At 69.8% G+C, this 22,804-nt stretch carries 22 protein-coding genes; 12 read left to right on the forward strand and 10 right to left on the reverse strand.

The window, feature by feature from the left end; genetic code table 11:
* Positions 1–4 precede the first annotated feature (4 nt).
* Positions 5–1,393 (reverse strand): extracellular solute-binding protein, encoded by a 1,389-nt coding sequence (locus tag IE660_RS07350; RefSeq protein ID WP_203567680.1) that lies wholly within the window; start codon positions 1,391–1,393, stop codon positions 5–7.
* Positions 1,394–1,566: 173 nt separating this feature from the next.
* On the opposite strand from IE660_RS07350, the gene IE660_RS07355 reads away from it, so the two are divergent.
* Complete coding sequence (locus IE660_RS07355) at positions 1,567–1,986, forward strand: MmcQ/YjbR family DNA-binding protein (RefSeq protein ID WP_235997131.1); 420 nt, start codon at positions 1,567–1,569, stop codon at positions 1,984–1,986.
* Here IE660_RS07355 and IE660_RS07360 read toward each other — a convergent pair.
* The 5 genes from IE660_RS07360 to IE660_RS07380 form a co-directional block, all read right to left on the reverse strand.
* Positions 1,975–2,898, reverse strand: coding sequence for a pirin family protein (locus tag IE660_RS07360; RefSeq protein WP_203567682.1), 924 nt, complete (start codon positions 2,896–2,898; stop codon positions 1,975–1,977). The two genes, IE660_RS07355 and IE660_RS07360, sit on opposite strands and share 12 nt — an antisense overlap.
* A 30-nt stretch (positions 2,899–2,928) precedes the next feature.
* Positions 2,929–3,645, reverse strand: a complete 717-nt coding sequence (locus IE660_RS07365) for a hypothetical protein (RefSeq protein ID WP_203567683.1) — start codon at positions 3,643–3,645, stop codon at positions 2,929–2,931.
* The gene (locus IE660_RS07370; RefSeq protein ID WP_203567684.1) at positions 3,642–4,526 is read right to left on the reverse strand and encodes an ABC transporter ATP-binding protein; all 885 of its coding nucleotides are present in this window, start codon (positions 4,524–4,526) and stop codon (positions 3,642–3,644) included. Before IE660_RS07370 ends, IE660_RS07365 begins: the two co-directional genes overlap by 4 nt.
* The gene (locus IE660_RS07375; RefSeq protein ID WP_203567685.1) at positions 4,523–4,882 is read right to left on the reverse strand and encodes a GntR family transcriptional regulator; all 360 of its coding nucleotides are present in this window, start codon (positions 4,880–4,882) and stop codon (positions 4,523–4,525) included. Before IE660_RS07375 ends, IE660_RS07370 begins: the two co-directional genes overlap by 4 nt.
* A gap of 96 nt (positions 4,883–4,978) precedes the next feature.
* Positions 4,979–5,404 (reverse strand): phage holin family protein, encoded by a 426-nt coding sequence (locus tag IE660_RS07380; RefSeq protein ID WP_203567686.1) that lies wholly within the window; start codon positions 5,402–5,404, stop codon positions 4,979–4,981.
* Positions 5,405–5,425: 21 nt separating this feature from the next.
* Between IE660_RS07380 and IE660_RS07385 the strand changes: the two genes are divergently transcribed.
* A complete protein-coding gene (locus IE660_RS07385; protein ID WP_203567687.1) occupies positions 5,426–6,604 on the forward strand; it encodes an MFS transporter in 1,179 nt (392 codons plus the stop codon).
* Positions 6,605–6,622: 18 nt separating this feature from the next.
* On the opposite strand, the gene IE660_RS07390 is transcribed toward IE660_RS07385, so the two are convergent.
* Together IE660_RS07390 and IE660_RS07395 are read right to left on the reverse strand one after the other, a co-directional pair.
* Positions 6,623–7,792, reverse strand: coding sequence for a DUF2207 domain-containing protein (locus IE660_RS07390; RefSeq protein ID WP_235997200.1), 1,170 nt, complete (start codon positions 7,790–7,792; stop codon positions 6,623–6,625).
* 74 nt (positions 7,793–7,866) lie between these two features.
* Complete coding sequence (locus IE660_RS07395; protein WP_203567689.1) at positions 7,867–8,214, reverse strand: hypothetical protein; 348 nt, start codon at positions 8,212–8,214, stop codon at positions 7,867–7,869.
* 168 nt (positions 8,215–8,382) lie between these two features.
* On the opposite strand from IE660_RS07395, the gene mutA reads away from it, so the two are divergent.
* The 5 genes from mutA to IE660_RS07420 all read left to right on the forward strand — a co-directional run bounded on the left by mutA (position 8,383) and on the right by IE660_RS07420 (position 14,915).
* Entirely contained in the window at positions 8,383–10,251 is a 1,869-nt protein-coding gene (mutA, locus tag IE660_RS07400) for a methylmalonyl-CoA mutase small subunit (protein ID WP_203567690.1), read from the forward strand.
* Positions 10,248–12,440, forward strand: coding sequence for a methylmalonyl-CoA mutase (scpA, locus tag IE660_RS07405; protein ID WP_203567691.1), 2,193 nt, complete (start codon positions 10,248–10,250; stop codon positions 12,438–12,440). The genes mutA and scpA overlap by 4 nt, the downstream gene beginning before the upstream one ends.
* Positions 12,441–12,454: 14 nt before the next feature.
* Positions 12,455–13,477 carry a methylmalonyl Co-A mutase-associated GTPase MeaB gene (meaB, locus tag IE660_RS07410; RefSeq protein WP_203567692.1) on the forward strand — a complete coding sequence of 341 codons (1,023 nt, stop codon included), beginning with the start codon at positions 12,455–12,457 and terminating at the stop codon, positions 13,475–13,477.
* A gap of 69 nt (positions 13,478–13,546) precedes the next feature.
* Entirely contained in the window at positions 13,547–14,407 is an 861-nt protein-coding gene (locus IE660_RS07415) for an aminoglycoside phosphotransferase family protein (protein ID WP_203567693.1), read from the forward strand.
* 133 nt (positions 14,408–14,540) lie between these two features.
* Positions 14,541–14,915 (forward strand): endonuclease/exonuclease/phosphatase family protein, encoded by a 375-nt coding sequence (locus IE660_RS07420; protein WP_203567694.1) that lies wholly within the window; start codon positions 14,541–14,543, stop codon positions 14,913–14,915.
* Here IE660_RS07420 and IE660_RS07425 read toward each other — a convergent pair.
* Positions 14,898–15,773: an extensin family protein gene (locus IE660_RS07425; protein ID WP_203567695.1), complete on the reverse strand. Its 876-nt coding sequence runs from the start codon at positions 15,771–15,773 to the stop codon at positions 14,898–14,900. The two genes, IE660_RS07420 and IE660_RS07425, sit on opposite strands and share 18 nt — an antisense overlap.
* A gap of 518 nt (positions 15,774–16,291) precedes the next feature.
* Positions 16,292–16,843: a mycothiol transferase gene (locus IE660_RS07430; RefSeq protein WP_203567696.1), complete on the reverse strand. Its 552-nt coding sequence runs from the start codon at positions 16,841–16,843 to the stop codon at positions 16,292–16,294.
* Between the two features lie 87 nt (positions 16,844–16,930).
* Here IE660_RS07430 and IE660_RS07435 point away from each other — a divergent pair, with 87 nt between their 5' ends.
* From IE660_RS07435 to IE660_RS07455, 5 genes are read left to right on the forward strand one after another with little or no spacing between them, the layout of a single operon-like run.
* Positions 16,931–17,923, forward strand: coding sequence for a helix-turn-helix transcriptional regulator (locus IE660_RS07435; RefSeq protein WP_203567697.1), 993 nt, complete (start codon positions 16,931–16,933; stop codon positions 17,921–17,923).
* Positions 17,920–20,157, forward strand: a complete 2,238-nt coding sequence (locus IE660_RS15815; RefSeq protein WP_235997132.1) for an ATP-dependent DNA ligase — start codon at positions 17,920–17,922, stop codon at positions 20,155–20,157. The genes IE660_RS07435 and IE660_RS15815 overlap by 4 nt, the downstream gene beginning before the upstream one ends.
* Before the next feature lie 11 nt (positions 20,158–20,168).
* Complete coding sequence (locus tag IE660_RS07445) at positions 20,169–21,368, forward strand: alanine racemase (protein ID WP_235997133.1); 1,200 nt, start codon at positions 20,169–20,171, stop codon at positions 21,366–21,368.
* Positions 21,361–21,825, forward strand: coding sequence for an FAD-binding protein (locus IE660_RS07450; RefSeq protein ID WP_203567698.1), 465 nt, complete (start codon positions 21,361–21,363; stop codon positions 21,823–21,825). Before IE660_RS07445 ends, IE660_RS07450 begins: the two co-directional genes overlap by 8 nt.
* Entirely contained in the window at positions 21,731–22,663 is a 933-nt protein-coding gene (locus IE660_RS07455; protein ID WP_203567699.1) for a D-arabinono-1,4-lactone oxidase, read from the forward strand. Before IE660_RS07450 ends, IE660_RS07455 begins: the two co-directional genes overlap by 95 nt.
* Positions 22,664–22,804 lie beyond the last annotated feature (141 nt).

Below are 22,804 nucleotides of genomic sequence, written 5' to 3' on the forward strand. Positions count from 1 at the left end.
GGTCTCAGCGCTTGCCCCGCTTGAGCAGGGCGTTGATGTCGTCGGTGGCCTTCTTCGCCATGTCGGCGGTTCCGGTCTTGCCGGTGATCATCTTGTCGAACGCGCCGGTGATGGCCGTCTGCACCGCGTCGATGCGGGCGTAGGGGGTGAAGTTGAGCACCTTGAGGTACTTGTCCTCCTCCTGCTGCGTGGCCAGCACCGCCTTGTTGAGCTCGGTCTCGGTCGGCATCAGGTCCATCATCGACTTCAGCGCCGGCACGCCCCAGCCAGAGGACGCGCGGTCCTTGGCCACCTTGCCCGACTTGAAGAAGTGCTCGAAGAACTTCCAGGCGCCAGCCTTGTTCTTGGCCCCGGCCGGGATCCACAGACCGGTACCAGCGAGCACCGGCGAGACCCGCTCGCCGCCGTCGAAGGTGGGCGCCGGGATCATCAGCATCTTCTTCAGCATGTCGGGCTTGGCATCGCCCCACATGCCCTGGGTCCAGTAGCCCGACTGCAGCACGGCCAGTCGTCCGGCCTTGAACGAGTCGAACGAGCCGACGGCGCTCTTGTTGATGACCGACCAGGTGGCCTTCTTCTCGACGAGCTCACGCACCCACTCGAACGCCTGGATGCACGGATCGCTGGTCAGGTCGATCTCGGACATGTCGTCGTTGAAGATGTTCACGCCCTTGGAGCCGGCGACGGTGTTCAGCCACTGCACGTGCGGCTTGGTGTCGTAGAACTCGTAGCCGTAGATCTCCTGGCGTCCGCCGGTGATCTTGGTGGCGTCGAGGGCGAACTGCTTGACCTGGTCGTAGGTGAGCAGGTCGCCCGCCTTGACCCCGGGGCACAGGTCGGTGTTCACCCACAGGCAGAAGTCGGACGAGTAGTCCTTGACCAGGCCGTACTGCTGGCCCTGCCCCTGCTTGCTGCCGTCGTACTTCCACACGTCGTTGATGGGGGCGAGGTCGTCGGCCTTGAGCACCTCGGAGTTCTTGAGGTACTCGTCCAGCGGCTCGGCCAGCTTGCGGCTGTAGAGGTAGGCGGTGTCGGTGCCGCCCTGGCCACGGGCCACGTCGGGGGCGTTGCCCGCAGCGACCATCGAGACCAGCTTGTCGAAGGTGAACTCCTGGAAGTTCACCTTGATGCCGGTGAGCTTGGTGAAGTCGTCCAGCGACTCCTTCGGGTGCTCACCGGTCGAGCCGAGCACCGTGATGGTGCCCGAAGCGGGCTGACGGCCCGGCACGTTGTCGCCGCCACCGCCGCCGGAGGCGCTGCCGCCACCGCCGCCGCTGTCAGGCGTCTCGGTGGTATTGCCCGCCTTGGCCGCACATGCGGACAGTCCAGCAAGGCCGGAAACACCGGCGGCACCCAAGAGCCACCGCCGACTCACGTCGTTCTTGAACACCATGGCCTACAACCCCTTTGTTCGTGATGGTGCGAGTTCATGTCTGAGTGAGATCTCAGTCATGCGCCACTCAACAGCATTCAGACGTGGATTTCCAGAGCGCCGGGCAAGCCAGCGGCTGAATCGTTACCGAACGATCAGCCGAGGTGCTGGTGGGCACTGGTTTGATGGGGTCCATGTCGCGACCCGTCAGCCTTGCCAGCGTGGACGACGTGCACGCCACGGCACTCGCCATGCCCCACGTCACCGTCGAGTCCGCGGGTGAGAACCCCGTCTACCAGGTGGGCGGCAAGACCTTCGTCTTCTTCCGCAACCCTCGCAAGGACTCCTTCGACCCTGAGACCGGCGAGCGGTACGACGACGTGATCGTGATCTGGGTGGCCGACGAGGTCGAGAAGCAGGCGATCCTCGCCGAGGGTCCTCCGTGGTTCACCAACGACCACTTCAACGGACACCCCTCGGTGCTGGTCAGGGCGAGCCAACTCGACCAGCTCGACCGTGACGTGGTGGTCGAGGTGGTGCAGAGTGCGTGGCTGGCCCGAGCCTCGGCCACCCGCGCCAAGGCCTGGCTGGCGGAGCGGGGGCTACAGCACTGACTCGCGTCGTCCGCGGCGCACCGTCGGCAGCAGACGCAGCCCCGGCAGCCCCGGTGCGGGGATCCTGGCCAGACCGCCCTCGTGCGGGGTGTAGCCATGCACCTCGCCGTAGCGTTCACCGTGGTTGTTCCACTCGTCGCGGAAGGCGACCACCTCGTCGTGGGAGCGGCCGAGGAAGTTCCACCACATGATGACCTCCTCCTCGAACGGGGTGCCGCCGAGCAGCATCACGCGCGCGCCGTCGTCACTGGTGAGCCGCAGTTCGCCTCGTCCGACATCGAGGTGCGCCATCTCGCCCGAGGTCACACGGGCGTCGTCGACGGCGACCTCGCCGGTGTCGACCAGGATGCCGTGCTCGAAGTCGGGCTCGAGCCGAAGCGTCAGGTCAGCGCCGGCAGGCAGGGTGAGTTCGGCACCGAGCAGCGGGGTGTGACCTTGCACCGGGGACCGGTCGACGCCGGGGAGATCACCGATCAGCACCCGGGCGTGGGCACCGGCGTCGAGGTCGACCAGGTCGGGCGCGTGGTGCTCGAAGGCGCGGTCACCGTTGCGGGTCGAGTCGGGCAGGGCCACCCACAACTGCACCCCGTGCAGGGTCTGGGTGTCGGGAGTGCTCACCTCCGAGTGGCAGATGCCGCCCCCTGCGGTCATCAGGTTGAGCTCCCCGGGGCGGACGAGTTCGTGGGTTCCCAGTGAGTCGCGGTGCTCGATGGTGCCCTCGAACAGCCAGCTCACGGTCTGCAGGCCGGTGTGCGGGTGCGGGGCGACGTCCATCTGGTGTCGCGCCGGGCCGTAGTGGTCGGCGAAGCACCAGGCGCCGATGAAGGCGCGTCCACGTTGGGGCAGGGTGCGGCGCACCGTCATCGCGCGGTAGCCACCGAGGGGAACCTCGCGGGGGGTGAGGATCTGCATGGCTCCAGTCTGGCGCACCTGCCCGAGGCCTCAGTTGCCGCGCACGCTGGTGCGCCGCAGGAAGACGGCTGCCCCACCGAAGGCGACAAGCGTCACCACGGCCAGTCCGATCGGCACCCAGGAGAACTGGGCGGCCGCGACGATGGCGTCGAGCCTGGGCACGATGATGACCAGCGCGATCGCTGCCGCGAGCACGACGATGCCGCTGATCACCGCCGGCCCACGGTTGCCGAAACGCAGCCAGGAGGCGCCCAGGAGCGCTCCCAGGGCGAGGGCGGCGAGACTGCCGAGGAACACGGTCGGCAGGAACCGCCCCCAGTCGCCAGAGCCCAGCATCACGACGTCGAGGGTCCGGGCCCCGAGGAACCAGTGCTCGGTGGCGCGCTCGATCACGAGCAGGACCGACAGCATCGCCGTCATCGCCAGGCCTTGGATCGCGAAGTACGCCGCAGTGCCCAGTACGTAGTCGCGGCGGGTGGTGCCCAGTGCGGTCGCGAGGGCGAAGCACGCCGTCGCGGCCTGCACCCCCAGGGCTGTCGAGAAGCCGACGAGCGTCCAGACGATGCCGCCGTTGCTGGCAGTGCCCCGGGCGAACCCTTCCGACATGGTGTCGACACCGGCCAGTCGGATCGCCGCGACGATCAACACCATGGCCAGCACGACCCCGAGCGCGAGGCCCAGCGGGAAGACGAACGACGCGACCCGGCGCCCCAGGTGCATCCGTGTCACTGACAGCACGCGGTTCATCGGGCCACCTCTGCCATGTCGTGGTCGAGCAGCCCATAGGCAGCCACCAGGTCGTGCAGGCTCGCGGGCGCGACCGTCAGGCCGCGGTTTCGGGCCTCCCGGGCGAATCGCTCGTCCCCCTCGACGATCACGATGCCCAGCGCGCCCATCCGACGCTCGCGGAGCACGCGGCGGCCGGCCAGCAGCGGCTCGAGGTCGGCCCAGGCGCCGGAGACCTCCCAGCCGCCGGAGCGCAGCTCATCGATCGAACCGTGCTTGAGCATGGTGCCGCGGCTGAGCAGCACGCAGTTCTCGAGCAGGTTCTCCATCTCGTCGAGCAGGTGCGTCGAGACCAGGATCGTCCTGGGGTGCTCGGCGTAGTCGGCCAGCAGCAGGTCGTAGAACATGGTTCGTGCCGTCGCGTCCAGGCCGAGGTAGGGCTCGTCGAAGAACGTGAGCGGCGCGCGCGAGGCCATGCCGATCAGCAGTCCGACGGCCGACAGCTGCCCCCGCGACATCTTGCGGACGTGGCGATCGGTGGGGATGTCGAGCTCAGTGGCGATGCGGCTGGCCAGGCCGTCGTCCCAGTTCGGGTAGAAGAGCCGGCCGATGCGCAGGACGTGGTCGAGCTTGCACTCGTCGGGGTAGCGCTGGTTGTCGCGGATGAAGCACGTGCGGCTGAGGACTGCGGCGTTCTCGGTCGGGTCCTCGCCGAAGACGCGCACGGTGCCCGACGTCGGCTGGTCCTGGGCGGTGATGATGCTCATCAGTACGGTCTTGCCTGCACCGTTCCTGCCGAGGATGCCGGTGATGGAGCTCTCGTCGATGGTCAGGGTGACGTCGTCCAGTGCGGTGACGTGGCCGTAGCGCTTGGTGAGATGGGTGATTTCGACGGCGCTCATGGCGTCGCCTCCTTGGTGATGAGGGTGATCAGGTCCTGCTCACTGAGCCCGAGTGCCCGGGCCTCAGCGAGCAGGGGGTTGACGTACCGCTCAACCAGGAGCTTCCGGCGCTCGTCGGCGATCAGCTGACGAGCCCCGTCCGCAACGAACATCCCGATTCCCCGGCGCTTGATCAGAACGCCCCGGTCGACCAGTTGGGCGACTGCGCGGTTCGCCGTGGCTGGGTTGATCCGGTGGAAGACGGCCAGTTCGTTGAGGGAGGGCACTTGCGCACCCTCGGGGTAGGTGCCGCGAAGGATGTCGGCCTCGATGGCTTCAGCAAGCTGCGTGAAGATCGGGACGCCGTCCTCGAACACCTTCACCTCCTTGGTTAGTTAGTACACCAACTAACCTAGCAGCCTGTGCGGTGGTGCTCAAGGGGTACTTCGCAGAATCGGTCGTGGGCCGACGGGTCAGTCCTTGCGGTTGCCGTGCATCACGCTGAACAACACACCGCTGACGAGGCTGATCACCAGGGATCCCCAGAGCGCGGGCCAGAACCCGTCGACGGTGAATCCCAGCCCCTGTGGGCCGGCCAACCACGACACCAGCAGCAGCATCGCGGCGTTGATCACCAGAAGGAACAGCCCGAGGGTGAGCAGCACCAGGCAGCCGGTCAGCACCTTGACCACCGGCTTCACCACGGCGTTGACCAGACCGATCAACAGGGCCACCGCGGCGAGGGTGAGGCCCTTGTCGGTGAGGTGGTCGCCGGTCAGGGTGATGCCGGGCACGAGCCAGGCCGCCAGCGCGGTGGCGGCGGCGGTGGCGAGGAGTCGGACGATCAGTCGCACACCTCCATGGTGCCAGCCGTCGGGAGCATCCGGCTGTACGGCCATTCACCACTAGGCTCAGCGTCCATGGACACCCGCAGGGTCAGACGCGACGTCTTCACCACCGCCGCCGTCTTCGCGCTCAACGGCATGATGATCGGCTCCTGGAACGCGCGCATCCCCGCGGTGAAGGAACACCTCGACGTCTCGCTCGGCATGATGGGCCTGATCTTCCTGTGCATGGGGCTGGGATCACTGGTCTCGATGCCGTTCACCGGTGCAGTGCTCAAGCGGGTCGACATCCGCATCGTCAACACCGCGCTACCGCTGGTCGCCGGCTCGGTCTTCACCCTGCTGCCGCACGTGCACAACGTCGGGGCGTTCGCCGCCCTCTACGCGCTGACCGGCTTCTGCTGGGGCGCCTGGGACGTCGCGATCAACGTGCAGGCCTCGGCGGTCGAACGCGAGTCGAAGTGGACGATCATGCCCGCGCTGCACGGCATGTGGGGTGCGGGCATGCTGATCGGTGCGCTGGCCGGATACTTCTTCGCCCGCGCCGAGGTGTCGCTGGCCACCCACATCGGCATCGTCATCCCGCTGGTGGCCCTGGCCGCCATCGCCTGCGGGTTGACCTGGCTCGACTACCGCGCCAGCACCGACGCCCACCACGCCGACTCGGTCGCGCCGAAGCTGGGCGCGCTGGTGCTGCCCGCGGTGCTGATCGGCACGATGATGCTGGCCTCGACCATCGGCGAGGGCAGCGCCTCGGACTGGCTCGCCCTGCACATGGTCGAGGACCGTGGCAGTTCGGCCGCCCTGGGCGCCTCGGTCTACGTGGTCTACGCGCTGTTCCTGACGGTCTCGCGACTTCTCGGCAGCCTCATCATCAAGGCACTGGGACGAGTCCGCGCCATCCAGGTCAGCGGTGTGGTCACCTTCCTGGGCGTGATGACCGTGATCCTCGCGCCCGGGCTGTGGGCGAGCTACCTGGGTGCGGCGCTGTGGGGCTTCGGTCTGGCCGTGGTGTTCCCCGCTGGCATCTCGATCGCCGGGGAACGGGGCGGGGCCAATGCCTCGCACCTGATCTCGTGGGTCTCGACCATGGCCTACGGCGGCTTCCTGATGGGGCCGGCGGTGCTGGGCTTCGTCGCCAACCACTGGGGCCTGGAGCGAGCGCTGCTGATTCCGGCCGTGCTCGGTCTGGTCTTCGCCTCGCTGGCCAAGTTCGCGGCGCAGGAACCGGGCGCAGGACGATCGACCGCCTGACCCCAGCAGCGGGAGTGGTCAGAAGTCGAAGTCGATGCCGCTGACGAAGTCGCCCACGCCCTCGGCGAAGTCGCCCAGGCCTCCGGTGATCTCACCCAGGCCACCAGCCAGGTCGCCGAGCCCGCCGAGGTCGAGGCCGCCCAGGTCGAACAGCCCACCACCGTCACCCAAGCTGAACAGGGTGTGTGCGGCCAAGGTGTCCAGCCCCGACAGGTCGAACCAGATCAGGGCGTCGAGCAGGTCGGGGCCACCGATCGCCTCGGAGCGCTCCACCACCTCGCCGAAGGTCTTGGCCCAGTGCGCCGAGACCCCGAACACGATCGCGTACGGCAGGTAGCGCGAGAAGATGCCGGCCGCCTCCTCGAACGAGAACTGCTCGGCCTCGGCCGTGGCCAGGTACTTCTTGAAACCCAGGGCCTGGATCATCGCCGCGGTGCCCTCGGCGGTGCGGCCCACGCGCCCGTACCACTTGCGGCCGGCCCACACCGAGGCGCCGGCGATCATCACCGCCGACAGCACACCCCAGATCGTCGGGTTGGCACCCACCACGAGCAGCGCGAACAGCACCCCGGCCGCACCGATCAGGAACGCCAGCCCACCTCCGCGGCGGCGCGGGTCCTTGCGGTACCAGCCGTTGGCCACTGCCTGCGCGTAGAGCCAGTCGCGGATCTGACCGGGCCCGGGGCCGCGCGACCAGGTCTTCAGCGTGGTCTGCGAGTCGCGCGAGAACAGCGACCCGAGCAGGTGGTGCTCCATCGGGCTGAGTTCGTCGTCCGGCACTGGTGAGACCACGGTCAACTCCCAGTCCGACGCCTTGGCGTGGTCGGGGTTGCGTGAGCGTTGCCGGTCAGAGATCGTCTCGTCCATGGCCCGGATGGTCAGGTGGCCACGCACCGCCAGGTCGACGATGGTGGCGGTGATGTCGCGCATCTCGGCGTTGGAGTCGACCACCGTGCCGACCAGCCCGGGACGAAGCCCGCGCGGCGGCGCGAACGCGACCGGCACCTCACCGCCGTACTCCTGACCACCCTTGACCCGCACGTCGCGGTGCTCGGCACCCGGCAGCGGGGTCAGCCCCGGCGGCAGTCCCTCGTAGATCCGGTCGCGGTGGAACAGCCCGGCGCCCCGGGCGACCAGGAAGGCGCCGATCACCCACGCCACCGCGATGACGAGGAACCCGATGTCCATGGAGCTCACGGGTCAAGTCTCCCGCACGGGCAAGCCCGCCCCGGACGAGGTCGCGGCTGGCGAGGTTCAGCTGGTCAGGCGGTGATGCTGCTGGCCACCTGCTCCGAGGCGTGCAACTCGTCCGCGCCCTTGGCGTACAGCGTGAACGAGCCGTCCGGCCCCGACAGGTACAGGGTCTGGTCGTCGCCGTCGTCGCCCCGCTCGCGGGTCAGTTCGGTGACCCCGCGCAGGAAGGCGAGTTGGTCGTCGCGGCCCAGGGTGATGATCGCCCCACCCTCGAACAGGTGGGCCGACTCGCCCTTGAGTGGGCCGGTCACGGCGAGGTCGCCGGACTCGCCACGCACCGGCACGCTGCCGAGGTGGCTGCCCATGCCACGCTGTTGGGCGAGCAGGGCTGCTGCCTGCGTGAGTTCGGTTGCCATGGTTCGCTCCCATTCGTTGCTCGGGTGGAACCTCCACCCTTGCTGAGCCGAACGAGCCACCCCACACCCCGGCGGGTGGGATCGGCTGCTGCCCCTTGTCGACCCCGGGCCCACGCGCGAACGGCCACCCCGATAGGCTCGGGGAGTCCCCGATGAGTGGAGCTGCCGATGACTTCCGCGCCGGAATTCGCATCCGGATTCGACACCCCGACCCGTGACCAATGGGTCGATGCCGTCCTCAAGGTCCTGAACCGAGGACGACCCGATGACAAGCACCTTGACGCGGAGGCCGGCCTCAAGCGGCTGCGCAGCACCAGCGTCGACGGCCTGGTCCAGGAACCCATCTACACCCGTGACGACGCCGTCGAGCTCGGTTATCCCGGCGTCGCCCCCTTCACGCGCGGCACCACGCTGCGCAGTGGCCAGATGGACGCCTGGGACGTGCGCGCCCTGCACGAGGACCCCGACGCGGCCACCACCCGCCAGTACGTGCTGGACGACCTCGAGCGCGGCGCCACCTCGGTCTGGCTGCGGGTCGATCCCGACGCCATCCAGGCCGACGACGTCAAGACCGCCCTGGCCGACGTGCTGCTCGACCTGGCCAAGGTCGACGTCTCGAGCCGCACCGACCAGGCTGCCGCGGCCGAAGCAGTGCTCGCCGTGTACGAGGGGTCCGACAAGGACCACTCCGACCTGTCGCTCAACCTCGGCCTCGACCCGATCGGGCTGGCTGCCCTGCAGGGCACCACCCCCGACCTGTCCGGGCTGGCCGACTGGGTGCGCCGGATCGCCGACTACAAGAAGTCGCGTGCCATCGTCGTCGACGCCACCACCTGGAACAACGCCGGTGCCGGTGACGTGCACGAGGTCGCCTTCGCCCTGGCCACCGCCGTCGAGTACGTGCGGGCCCTGGTCGAGCAGGGGCTGAGCGCCGACGAGGCCTTCGACACCATCAACTTCCGGGTCAGCGCCGGCGTCGACCAGTTCGCCACCATCGCCCGGATGCGTGCCCTGCGCCGCGTCTGGAACCGGGTCGGTGAGGTCTTCGAGGTGAGCGCCGACAAGCGTGGCGCCCGCCAGCATGCGGTCTCGTCGTGGCGTGAACTCACCCGCGACGACGCCTACGTCAACATGCTGCGCGGCACCATCCAGTGCTTCGGTGCGGCCGTCGGCGGTGCCGAGGCAGTCACCGTGCTGCCCTTCGACACCTGCCAGGGCCTGCCCACCCCGTTCAGCCGCCGGGTGGCCCGCAACACCCAGGTCGTGCTGGCCGAGGAGTCCAACATCGGGCGGGTCAACGACCCCGCCGGTGGCTCCTGGTTCGTCGAGTCGCTGACCGAGCAGATGGCCACCCGGGCCTGGCAGGCCTTCCAGTCCGTCGAGGCCGCCGGTGGCATGGCCGCCGCGGTCGGCAACGGCCACGTCACCGACATCCTGTCCGGGCTGGTCGCCGAGCGCGCCAAGCGCCTGGCCACCCGCAGCCAACCGCTGACCGGTGTGTCGATGTTCCCCAACCCGACCGAGATCCCGGTCGAGGTCAAGCCTCGTCCCGAGGCCCCCGAGCGCGGCGGTGTCGAGTGGCACCGCGACGCCGAGGTCTTCGAGGCCCTGCGCGACCGCACCACTGCGGCCGCCGCCAGCGGCAACACCCCGGCGGTCTTCCTGGCCTGCCTGGGCACGCGGCGCGACTTCGGTGCCCGCGAGGGCTTCACCAAGCCGCTGCTGCACATCGCCGGCCTGGCCACCCCGTCGTCCGAGGGTGGAACCCCGGACGAGATCGCGGCGCAGTTCCGCGAGGCAGGCACCAAGGTCGCGGTGCTCTGCTCGTCCGCGAAGGTCTACCCCGAGCAGGCGGTACCCGTGGCCAAGGCCCTCAAGGAGGCCGGCGCCACCCGCGTGCTGCTGGCCGGCAACATCAAGGAACTGGGCGAGTCCGGCGCCGAGGCCGAAGGTGTCATCGACGGCACCGTGGCCATGGGCATGGACGTCGTCGACCTGCTGACCACCACCCTCGATGAGTTGGGAGTCCAGAAGTGAGCACCCTGCCCCGCTTCGACCAGATCGAGCTCGGCGAGGCGGTCGTCCCCGACGGCGCCGCCCAGACCTACGAACAACTGGCCGACGGTGTCACCGAGGCCGAGCACTGGGTCACCCCCGAGCAGATCGAGGTCGGCACACTCTACGGTGACCAGGCCTACGAGGCCATGGACCACCTGCAGACCATGCCCGGCATCCCGCCGTTCCTGCGTGGTCCCTACGCCACCATGTACACCTCGCAGCCGTGGACGATCCGCCAGTACGCCGGCTTCTCCACCGCCGAGGAGTCCAACGCCTTCTACCGCCGCAACCTCGCCGCGGGCCAGAAGGGCCTGTCGATCGCGTTCGACCTCGCCACCCACCGTGGCTACGACTCCGACCACCCGCGGGTGTCGGGTGACGTGGGCATGGCCGGTGTGGCCGTCGACTCGATCCTCGACATGCGCCAGCTGTTCGACGGCATCCCGCTCGACCAGATGAGCGTGTCGATGACCATGAACGGTGCGGTGCTGCCGGTGCTGGCGTTCTACGTCGTCGCCGCAGAGGAGCAGGGCGTCAAGCCCGAGCAGCTCGCCGGGACCATCCAGAACGACATCCTCAAGGAGTTCATGGTCCGCAACACCTACATCTACCCGCCGACCCCGTCGATGCGGATCATCAGCGACATCTTCGCCTTCACCGCGAAGAACATGCCCAAGTTCAACTCGATCTCGATCTCGGGCTACCACATGCAGGAGGCCGGGGCGACCGCCGACATCGAGATGGCCTACACCCTGGCCGACGGTGTCGACTACATCAGGGCCGGCCAGTCGGTCGGGCTCGACGTCGACGCCTTCGCGCCGCGGCTGAGCTTCTTCTGGGCCATCGGCATGAACTTCTTCATGGAAGTCGCCAAGATGCGCGCGGCCCGCATGCTGTGGGCCCGCCTGGTCAAGCAGGCCGGCGCGAAGAACCCCAAGTCGATGAGCCTGCGCACCCACTCGCAGACCTCGGGCTGGTCATTGACCGCCCAGGACGTCTACAACAACGTGGTGCGCACCTGCGTCGAGGCGATGGCCGCCACCCAGGGCCACACCCAGTCGCTGCACACCAACGCCCTCGACGAGGCGATCGCCCTGCCGACCGACTTCTCGGCCCGGATCGCCCGCAACACCCAGCTGTTCCTGCAGCAGGAGTCGGGCACCACCAAGGTGATCGACCCCTGGGGCGGTTCGGCCTACGTCGAATCGCTCACCCTCGAACTGGCTCGCAAGGCATGGAGCCTGATCGAAGAGGTCGAGGCCGCCGGTGGCATGGCCAAGGCGATCGAGGCCGGCATCCCCAAGATGCGCATCGAGGAGGCCGCGGCCCGCACCCAGGCCCGGATCGACTCCGGCCGCCAGCCGGTGATCGGGGTCAACAAGTACAAGCTCGACCAGGACGACCCGCTCGAGGTGCTCAAGATCGACAACGCCCAGGTGCGGGCGTCGCAGATCGCCAAGCTCGAGAAGCTGCGCGCCGAGCGGGACGAGGCCGCCACCCAGGCCGCCCTGGAGAAGCTGACCTGGGCCGCGGGCAACCCTGACCCGTCCGACGACGACCGCAACCTGCTCAAGTTGTCGATCGACGCTGCGCGGGCCAAGGCCTCGATCGGCGAGATCAGCGATGCGCTCGAGAAGGTCTTCGGCCGCTACACCGCCCAGATCCGTACCATCTCTGGTGTGTACAGCAAGGAATCGGCGGACAGCCCCGTGGTCGACCGCGTGCGCGAGCAGGTCGAGGAGTTCGAGGCCGCTGAGGGACGTCGTCCCCGCATCCTGGTCGCCAAGATGGGCCAGGACGGCCACGACCGCGGCCAGAAGGTGATCGCCACGGCCTTCGCCGACCTCGGTTTCGACGTCGACGTGGGCCCGCTGTTCCAGACCCCGGAGGAGGTCGCCCGCCAGGCCGTCGAGTCCGACGTGCACGTCGTGGGTGTTTCGTCGCTGGCAGCCGGACACCTCACCCTGGTGCCGGCGCTGCGTGAGCAGCTGGACGAGATGGGTCGCCAGGACATGATGATCGTCGTCGGCGGCGTGATCCCCGAGCAGGACTTCGAGGAGCTGCGCGCCAAGGGAGCCGACGACATCTACCCGCCCGGCACGGTCATCCCCGAGTGCGCCGAGGTGCTGCTGGTCAAGCTGCGGGAGCGGCTGGACGCAGCGGGCTGAGGTCCGCGGTTCCGATGGCACGCAGGATCAACCTGGACGACCTCGAGGCCGGCGTCCGCCGGGGTTCCCGGGCCCACATGGCCCGGGCGATCACCCTGGTGGAGTCGCGCCTGCCCGCCCACCGCGAGCTGTCCCACGAACTGCTGGGGCGGCTCGCCGGTGCGGCCGGCACGAACGCGGTGCGGGTCGGCATCTCGGGGGTGCCCGGCGCCGGCAAGTCGACCTTCATCAACGCGATGGGGTTGCGCCTGGTCGAGCAGGGCCACCGGGTGGCGGTGCTGGCGGTCGACCCGTCGTCACCGGCCACCGGCGGCTCGGTGCTCGGCGACCGCACCCGGATGGGGGAGTTGACCACCCACGAGGCCGCGTTCGTCCGCCCCTCACCGACCGCCAACCACCTCGGTGGGGTGGCCCGGGCGACCCGCGAGGCGATGGTGGTGGTCGAGGCCGCCGGCTACGACGTGGTGATCGTCGAGACCGTCGGCGTCGGACAGTCAGAGGTGGCCGTCGCCGACATGGTCGACACCTTCCTGATGCTGGCGCTGGCCCGCTCGGGTGACCAGTTGCAGGGCATCAAGCGCGGCATCCTCGAGTTGGCCGACGTGATCGCGGTCAACAAGGCCGACGGTGAGAACGCGGGTGAGGCCCGGGTCACCGCGCGCGAACTGTCGATCGCGATGAAGCTCATCAGCGGCGAGTCGGGCAAGCGCCGGGTGCCGGTGCTGACCTGCTCTGCGATCGAACGGATCGGCCTGGACGAGGTCTGGGCCGCGGTGCTCGAGCACCGGGCCTACTTGGAGGAGTCGGTCGGGCTGGCCGAGTTCCGCTGCGCCCAGCAGAAGCGCTGGATGTGGGCCATGGTCGAGGCGACCGTGCTCGACGCCCTGCGTGGCGTGGGCCGGATGCGCGACGTCGGACGGGCCGTCGAGACCGCCATCGAGCGCCAGGAACTGGGGGCGCTGGAGGGTGCGGCGCAGGTGCTGGAGGCCTTCGTCGAGGAGGTCCCGAACCTGGGCTGGCAGGACTTCCGCGCCTGAGCCTGAGCACTGGCTGAGACCCGCTCGCAACCCGCTCCGCGCAGCGGTGACAAGGCGTAGCGTGGGGGCATGGACGAGGATGTGTCTGCCTTCCTCTCCTGGGTCGAGGTCTCGTTCCCGGGCCACGGCTGGAGCACTGACCGGGTGCGCGAGGGCGCGTTCCACGAGGTGGCGCTCTGCGAGCACTTCGCCCTGCGGGCTCCCCGTGGCGACCGCCGCCACGCGCGTGCCGCCCGCGAGGCCGCCAGCCTGTGGTCACTGCAACAGGTGCGCTTCTCGTTCGACGTCCCCCGGCTGCGCAGCGACGTCACCGCAGGCTCCACCGGACGAGCCGGCTACCTGACCACCCTCGTCCCCGGCAACCACGAACCCGACCTCGGCTGGGACGCGCTGCGCGACGGCTACCTGCGGGTGCTCGACGAGCTCACCCACGTGCTGGTCGATGACCTCGCCCTGCCCCCGGTGCGGGCCTGGTGCGGTGGCGGACGGTTCCCGCAGGTGGTCAACGAGCACCTCCTCCCGCTGCTGCCGCTGCAGGTGCGAGCGCCTGCGAAGCGGCTCGTCCGCGACCTGCTGGCACTGCGCCGGCCCGAGCACCGCACCCTCGTCCACGGTGACTTCGGGCACCACAACCTGCTCTGGGAGGGCCCCACCCCGGTCAGCCTGATCGACCTCGACCACGTCTGCATCGACGACCCGGCGATCGACGTCGCCCCGCTGGTCGGGCAGTACGGGACGAAGGCCCTGTCCGGTGACTTCGACGACGAGACGCTCGCCCGGGCGATGACCCACCGGGCCACGCTGTCGCTGCAGGTGGCCGCCGCCGCGGAACTCGCCGGCCTGACCGCGCTGCGTGACCACGCACTACAGTCGGTGGTCAGCCGTCACACCGAGGGCACGTTGCACGACCCCGACGGTGCCCACCCCTGACCCCAGCCCCTCAGGAGCTGCTCATGGTCGCCTCGTCGTTGAGTGTGCTGGCGATCAACGTCTGGTACGGCGGCACCAAGGTTTTCCCGACGGCATCGAGATCGTCGCAGAACGACACGACCACCACGGCGTGGTGTTCGCCTGGGACTCGACCCAGCGCTTGGCCGACGCCGGCTTCGTCGATGTCTTCCGGGCGCGGTACCCCGATCCGGTGACCCATCCCGGCACCACCTGGCCGTCCGACAACGCCGCCGTCGACGACACCGCGGCGCTCACCTTCGCTCCCACCGTCGACGAGCGCGACCGGATCGACTACGTCTTCGCCGACCCCGGCGTGCGGGTCGAAGGAGTCGGCATCGTCGGACCGCGGGGCAGCATCGTCCGCAGTCAGCGGGTGGACGAACCACACACCGACGACTTCGCTCTGGTCACCGACTGCTGGCCCAGCGACCACAAGGCCGTGCTCGCCAGCTTCGACCTGGGCCAGGCCTCAGCCACGCGCGACTGACGCGCGCAGGAACCGCTGCCAGGTCTCCTGCTTGGTCAGGTTGCCCAGGCCCAGGTCGTCGAGCACCGGGGTCACCTGTCGGCGGGCGTCGTTCCACTCGCCGGTGACGTCGCCGCCGCGCCCCCAGATGGAGGCACAGATCGCCTGCACGGCCTGGTTCTGCACCCGGGATCGCGTGGTGAACCGGCTCATGCCCGAGCCGGACACACTGTTGTCGACGTGGATGTGGTTGTCGTGCCGCGCGTCGAAGTGGTGGGTGAGCACGTAGGCGAAGTGCAGGTGCAGTGAGGCGGCCAGCGTCCAGTAGCGCCGGGTGAGGTCGGTCCGGCGGGCGGGTGAGACCTCGTGCCACAGGTCGGTGCGGCAGCTCACCAGCAGGTTGTCACCGGCTCTCAGCCGCGAGATGTCGAAGGCTCGTCCCGAGGCGTGCCACGAGCGGCAGCCGTCCTTGTTGACGTGGGCGCCGTAGCTCCACAGGTCGCGCACGCCGCGGTATCGGCTGGTGGTGTTCCAGTCGGCCAGCCAGGTGGTCAGTTGGCGGTGGAACCCCGGGTCGAAGCCCATGGACGAGGCTCGTCCGTTCACCTCGTAGACCAGCCGGGCCGAGCCGATCGTGTCGGTGCGCAGCAGGCTGGATGCGTCGACGCACTCGGCCTGCTCCCGCTCGGCCGGATCGCCACCTTCGGTCGGCCAGGGGACGCCCGGTCCGGCCTGGTCGGCCATCCTGCGCAGCACCGCCGCACCCCCGAGCACCCCGAGGCCGAAACCGGCTGTGCCCAGCACCAGGCCGCGCCGGCTCACCCGCTGCGGCGCGGGCGGCTCGGACGGCACGACGGCCGGGGGAAGCGGGACGGTCACCGGTCCAGCCTAGGCAGCGGTGGTGGACCGGGGCATCAGACCCCGGTCCACCCCCACCCCCCCCGGGGGCAGGGGTGTTCGGGACGAGGGTGGTCGAGTAGCCGCGGAGGGCCGAGGCGGCGTGTCGAGTCCGTGGGGATCTCGAGTCGTCGCGCAGGCGCTCCTACTCGATCGGCCAGCATGGTCCGGGGTGGTCGGGACGGGGGTGGTCGAGTCGCCGCTGAGGGACGAGGCGGCGTGTCGAGACCGTGGGGATCTCGACACGTCGCGCAGGCGCTCCTACTCGATCGGCCAGCATGGTCAGGGGTGTTCGGGACGTGGGTGGTCGAGTAGCCGCGGAGGGCCGAGGCGGCGTGTCGAGACCGTGGGGATCTCGAGTCGTCGCGCAGGCGCTCCTACACGATCGGCCAGCATGGTCAGGGGTGTTCGGGACGGGGGTGGTCGAGTAGCCGCTGAGGGACGAGGCGGCGTGTCGAGACCGTGGGGATCTCGACACGTCGCGCAGGCCCCCCACTCGATCAGCCAGCAGCGATCCCGTCGGCGAGGTCATTGAGCTCGTACGACCCCTTGCCATCGATCGACTCGCGGATGATGTCGGCGTGGCCGGCGTGGCGAGCCAGTTCACTCACCACGTGGAGCAGCACCCAGCGCGCCTCCCACGACCCCAACTCCTTGGGGAACCACGGCGCCTCGGGCACCGGCACCGGGGCCGACAGGTCGTCCACCTCGTCGAAGCGGCTCGCGGCCCAGGCCACCCGCTCGTCGAACATCTCGAGGAACTGGGGCAGGGGAGTGGGGATCTCGGCGCACTCCTCGATCGAGTGGCTCTCACCGTAGGGGTTGCCGGCGGGCGGCTCGGGTGCGCTGGCGGCGGCGTCGACCCACTCGACGGCGACTTCGGCGCCGTGGGCGAGCAGCGCCAGCAGCGACAACGACGACGCGCTCGGGGTCGAACGGGCCTGCTCGTCGGTGAGCCCGACGACGGTGCTGCGCAACTGCGCCAACTGCTGCAGGGCGTAGGTCTTGAGCACCTCGCGCTCACCGGCGGCCTGGGGAGTGAGGAACGGCATGATCGGGTCCTTTCGTTCGGCTTGGTGAAACCAGTCGATCGTGCGATGAGGACAGATCCTGTCCGCAGTAGTGGAAGACTTCAGACCATGACCGATCCGACCTCCCGAGCGCTCGAACTCCTGGGACTGCTCGAGTCGAGGCCTGTCTGGTCCGGCCCCGATCTGGCGCGCAGGCTGGGCGTCACCACCCGCACCCTGCGCCGCGACGTCGACCGACTGCGCCTGCTCGGCTACCCCGTGCACGCCGAGCCCGGTGCGGCCGGCGGCTACTCCCTGGGGCGGGGTGCCGCCCTGCCCCCACTGCTGCTCGACGACGATGAAGCGCTCGCCGTCACCATCAGCCTGTCGACCAGCACCGCGAACGGGCTCGTCCCCGACGGTGAGGCGGCCCTGCGTGCCCTGGGCAAGCTCGACGCGGTGCTGCCCGGTGCCGTCCGGGAGCGCTCTCGGCAGGTGCGTGACAGCCTGCGGGTGCAGCCCGGCTTCGGCGCCCAGACCGACCCGGACGTGCTCACCGCCGCCACCGAGGCGCTGCGGCGCCACCTGCGACTTCGCTTCGACTACGTCGACCGGTTGGGTGCGGCCTCGTCGCGCTGGGTCGAGCCGCACCAACTGATCGCCAGCTCGGGCCACTGGCAACTGTTCGCCTGGGACGTGCACCGCCGCGACTGGCGCACCTTCCGGCTCGATCGGGCCACCTCGGCCGAGGTCTCGGGATGGGAGTTCCGTCCGCGGGCCGATCTGGCCGAGGCGCTGGCCCGTAGGGGCATGCCGCGCACCGCCTACCGCCACCAACTGCGCGTGCGGATCGAGGCCGGCCGGGACGAGGTGCTCGCCGAGATGCCCTGGGCGGCCCGCGAACTCTCGGCCATTGACCCACACGCCACCCTGTTCGAGACCGGGGTCGAAGACGCCGACGAGGGTGCCGGGTGGCTGGCGCGGCTGCGCTGGGACTTCGTCGTCCTCGAACCGGACGAGGTGGCGGCAGCTCTCGTCCGCCTCGGCGACCGGCTCGCGCGAGCGGGGAACCGTCGTGCCCGTCGCGCTGCCCCCAGCGCTGACATAGGCTCGCGACCATGAGTCGCTCCGACCACGTGATGGAGTTCCCCGACGCCGACGGCGAGGCCCGGCAGGTCACCATCACCAACCCCGACCGGGTGCTCTGGCCGGCCGACCAGATGCCCGACGGCAAGCCGGTCACCAAGCTCGAACTCGCCAGCTACCTGGTCGACAACGCCGAGCACGTGCTGCGCGCCATCGCCGCCCGCCCGATCACCCTGCAGCGGTTCACCGACGGCATCACCGGCGACGAGTTCTTCTCCAAGCGGCCCCCGGCCGGTGCCCCGGCGTGGCTTCGCCGGGTCACCTGTACCTATCCCAGTCGACGCCGCCACGACCAACTGGTGATCGACGACGCCGCTGGGCTGGCCTGGATGGCCCAGATGTCGACGATCACCTACCACCCCTGGCCGGTGCGCACCGACCACGACGGCGTCACCGGCAACCTCGACAACCCCGACGAGTTGCGCATCGACCTCGACCCGCAGCCCGGACGAGGCTTCGCCGACGCCAAGGAGGCCGCGTTCGCCCTCAAGGAGTTGCTCGAGGAACTCGACTTCGTGCCCTTCGTCAAGACCTCGGGCAACCGCGGCGTGCACGTCACCTGCCGGATCGCGCCGACCCATGAGTTCCTCGACGTGCGCCACGGCGTGATCGGTATCGCCCGCGAACTCGAACGGCGCCTGCCCGACCTGGTCACCGCGTCGTGGTGGAAGGAGGAGCGCGGCGAGCGGGTCTTCGTCGACTTCAACCAGTCCAACCGCGACCGCACTTTGGCAGGTGCCTGGTCGACTCGCCCGCTGCCCGGCGCACCGGTGAGCTTCCCGCTGACCTGGGACGAACTGCGCGAGGCCGAGCAGGCGTCCGACTTCACGCTGCGCACCGTCGGCGAGATCGTCGCCGATCGAGGCGATGCCTGGGCCTCGCTCGACGAGCACGTCGGTGACGTGCGCACCGCTCTGAAGCTGTGGGACGAGCAGGTGGCCAATGGCCAGGGCGAGCTCAGCTTCCCACCCGACTACCCCAAGATGCCCGGCGAACCCCCGCGGGTGCAGCCCTCGAAGCGCCGCAAGGACCGCAGCGACGAGGAGTACATGGCGCCCAAGGCCGAACGCGACGCCCACTGGGGCACCCCGATCGTGCCGCCGTTCGGGCCGATGCTGGCCAAGGCGGTCAAGGAGTTCCCCAAGGGTGAGGTCTTCTTCGAGCCCAAGTGGGACGGGTTCCGCTCGCTGATCTGGCGCAGCGGTGACGAGGTCGAGATCGGCAGCCGCAACGAGCGCCCGATGACGCGCTACTTCCCCGACCTGGTCGAGGCGATCAAGGCCAACTTCCCTGACCAGGTGGTGATCGACGGCGAGATCGTGATGGTCGACCCCGAGCACGGCGACCGGCTCAACTTCGACCTGCTGCAGCAGCGCATCCACCCCGCCGCCAGCCGCGTCAAGAAGCTCGCCAGCGAGACCCCGGCCAGCTTCGTCGCCTTCGACCTGCTCGCCCACGGCACGACCAACTGGACCGAGCGGCCCTTCCACGAGCGTCGCGCCGAACTCGAGAAGCTGCTGGCCAAGGTCAAGGCGCCGATCCACCTCACCCCGGCCACCCGCGACCGTGAGCTGGCCAAGGAGTGGTTCGAGCAGTTCGAGGGCGCCGGTCTCGACGGGGTGATCGCCAAGCCCGTCGACCTGCTCTACCTCGAGGACAAGCGGGCGATGTACAAGATCAAGCACGAGCGCACTGCCGACTGCGTGGTCGCCGGCTACCGCACCCACACCAGCGGCGACGACCGGATCGGGTCGCTGCTGCTCGGGCTGTACGCCGAGGACGGCACGCTCAACTCGGTCGGGGTGATCGGGGCGTTCCCGATGGAGCGTCGCAAGGAACTGTTCGCCGAACTGCAGCCCTTGGTCACCGAGTTCGAGGGCCACCCGTGGAACTGGGGCCAGGCCGACGAGAAGGTCAAGCCCGAGGCGCCTGCGGACGACCTGCCCGACAACCGCGACCAGAGTGTGCCCCGCACTCCGACCTCGAGCGCGCATTCCCGCTGGAACGCCAAGAAGGACCTGTCGTTCACCCCGCTGCGCCCCGAGCGGGTGGTCGAGGTGCGTTACGACCACATGGAGGGCAACCGCTTCCGCCACACCGCTCAGTTCGTGCGCTGGCGCGACGACAAGGACCCCGAGGACTGCACCTACGAGCAGTTGGACGAACCGGTGTCGTACCGGCTGGACGACGTGCTGGGGGCGCAGGGGTGAGGCGCGCCGGGTTGGGCCGCACTGACCTTCCCGAGCGTTGGCCCGTCGTCGAGACCGGTGCGCCGGTGATGATGGTCGACCTCGACCGCTTCGAGGCCAACGCCGAGGTGCTCGTCCAGCGAGCCGGCGGGCTGCCGATCAGGCTCGCCACCAAGTCGCTGCGCGTGCGGTCGCTGGTCGAACGCCTGCTGGAGCGCCCCGGCTTCTCCGGCCTGCTGTGCTACTCGTTGGACGAGGCGTTGTGGCTCGCCGAGCACGGCCACACCGACCTGTTGGTGGCCTACCCGTCGGTCGACGTCGAGGCCCTGCGCCGGCTGTCGAACGACGAACGCCGCTCGTCGCGGATCGCCCTGGTGGTCGACCAGGTCGCCCACCTCGACCTGATCGAGCGGGCCGCCGCACCCAGCCCGGCACCGATCCGGGTCGCCCTCGACATCGACTGTGGCTACGCCCTGCCCGGACGACCCGGGCGTGCGCCACGGGTGCTGGGCGCCCACCGCTCGCCAGTGCGCACCGTCGAGCAGGCCGTGGCCCTGGCTCGCGACGTGGTGCAGCGCCGCCGGTTCGCGCTGGCCGGGCTGATGTTCTACGACGCCCAGATCGCCGGGGTCGCCGACACCACGTCGACCCGGGTGATGAAGCGCCGGTCGTGGGCCGACCTGGTCGGCCGGCGGGCAGCGATCACCCGCGCGGTCGGCCAACTCGCGCCGCTGGAGTTCGTCAATGCCGGTGGCACCGGTTCGTTGCACCTGTTCGGCCGGCTCGCCGACGACCCGGTGGTCACCGACGTCGCCGCGGGGTCGGGGCTGTTTGCCCCGACCCTGTTCGACCACTACGACCTGCCGAAGGGCTCGAGCCGGCTGCGTCCGGCCGCCTTCTACGGCTGCCCGGTGGTGCGCCGGCACTCCGACGAGGTGGTCGTGGTGGCCTCCGGTGGCTACCTGGCCTCCGGGCCTGCAGGGCGCGACCGCGCACCTCGTCCGGTGTGGCCGTCGGGGCTCAAGCTGTTCGGCCAGGAGGGTGCCGGCGAGGTGCAGACCCCACTGCGAGGACGAGCCGCCCGCGACCTCGACCTGGGCGACCTTGTCTGGTTCCGCCACGCCAAAGCCGGCGAGGTCACCGAACGGTTCGAGCAGGTGCTGCTGGTGCGCGACGGCGAGGTGGTCGAGAGCGTGCCGACCTATCGAGGAGAGGGACGAAACCATGGCTGAGTGGCGCAACTGGGCCGACAACGTGCGCGCCTACGCCGTCGACGTGCACAGCCCCCGCGACGCCGAGGAACTGTCGGTGCTGGTCAAGGCGACCGCGGCCGTGCGTCGCCGCCTGCGTCCGGTGGGGTCGTGGCACTCCTTCAACGCGATCGCCTCACCCGCCGACCAGCAGGTACGCCTCGACCGGATGTCCGGCGTGGTCAGCCACGACCCGGCCACCGGACGAGCCCGGGTACGCGCGGGCACCGTGCTGCGCGACCTCAGTGAGGAGCTGTGGTCGCGAGGGTTGGGGTTGCCGAACCTGGGCGACTACGACGGCCAGACCCTGGCCGGGGCGGTCCACCGGCACCCACGGCACCGGGGTGGGCTTCCCCGGACTGTCGGAGGCGGTGGTCGGTGTCGAGATGGTGGTCGCCGACGGGTCGGTCGTCCGGATCGACGAGGCCCACGAGCCTGACCTGGTGCCCGCCGTGGCGCTGGGCCTGGGGGCGCTGGGCGTGGTCACCGAGTACGAACTGCAGTGCGTGCCGGCGTTCCTGCTGACCGCCCACGAGCGGCCCGACCGGTTGTCGGCGGTGCTCGACGGGCTCGAGGCGCGCGTACGTGGGGCCGACCACTTCGAGTTCTACTGGTTCCCGCACACCGACCGGGTGCTGACCAAGCACAACACCCGCATCGACGACCTGTCAGCGGCAGCCCCGCTGCCCGGGTGGCGGCAACGACTGGACGACGACCTGCTCTCGAACACAGTCTTCGAGGGCCTCAACCGGGTCGCCAGGCGGGCCCCGCTGGCGGTGCCCGCCCTGAACGCCGTCGCCTCGCGCGGGTTGAGCGAGCGCCGCTACACCGACCGGGCCCACCGGGTGTTCGCCACCCAGCGCAGCGTGCGGTTCACCGAGACCGAGTTCTCGGTGCCGATCGACCAGGTCGGCTGGGTGCTGCAGGAGTTGCGGCGTTGGTTGCGTCGTAGCGGTGAGCGGGTCGCCTTCCCGCTCGAGGTGCGTTTCGCGGCACCGGACGACCGGTGGCTGTCGACCTCGTGGGGACGCGAGTCGGCCTACATCGCCGTCCACCAGTACCACCGCGCGTCCAACGAGGCCTGGTTCTCGGCGTTCTGGGACGTGGTGCGCGGACTGGGCGACGCTCGTCCGCACTGGGGCAAGATGCACCCGCTGCTGCACGACGACCTGCGGGGCCTCTACCCGCGGATGGACGAGTTCGTCGCGCTGCGCGACCGGTTCGACCCCGAACGCACCTTCGGCAACCCGCACCTGGAGCGGGTGCTGGGGCGCTGATTCAGGCCGTCCAGCCCCGGGCCAGGGCGCGCAGGTGGGCGAGCGCCGGGTGAAGGCGACGTGGTACAGGTCAGGGTTGGCCAACGCCCAGCGCCGGTACGCGACCCCCAGGCGGCACAGCCTCTCGAGCGGGTCGTCGCT

This window comes from Aestuariimicrobium ganziense (assembly GCF_015352975.1).
Taxonomy (GTDB): domain Bacteria; phylum Actinomycetota; class Actinomycetes; order Propionibacteriales; family Propionibacteriaceae; genus Aestuariimicrobium; species Aestuariimicrobium ganziense.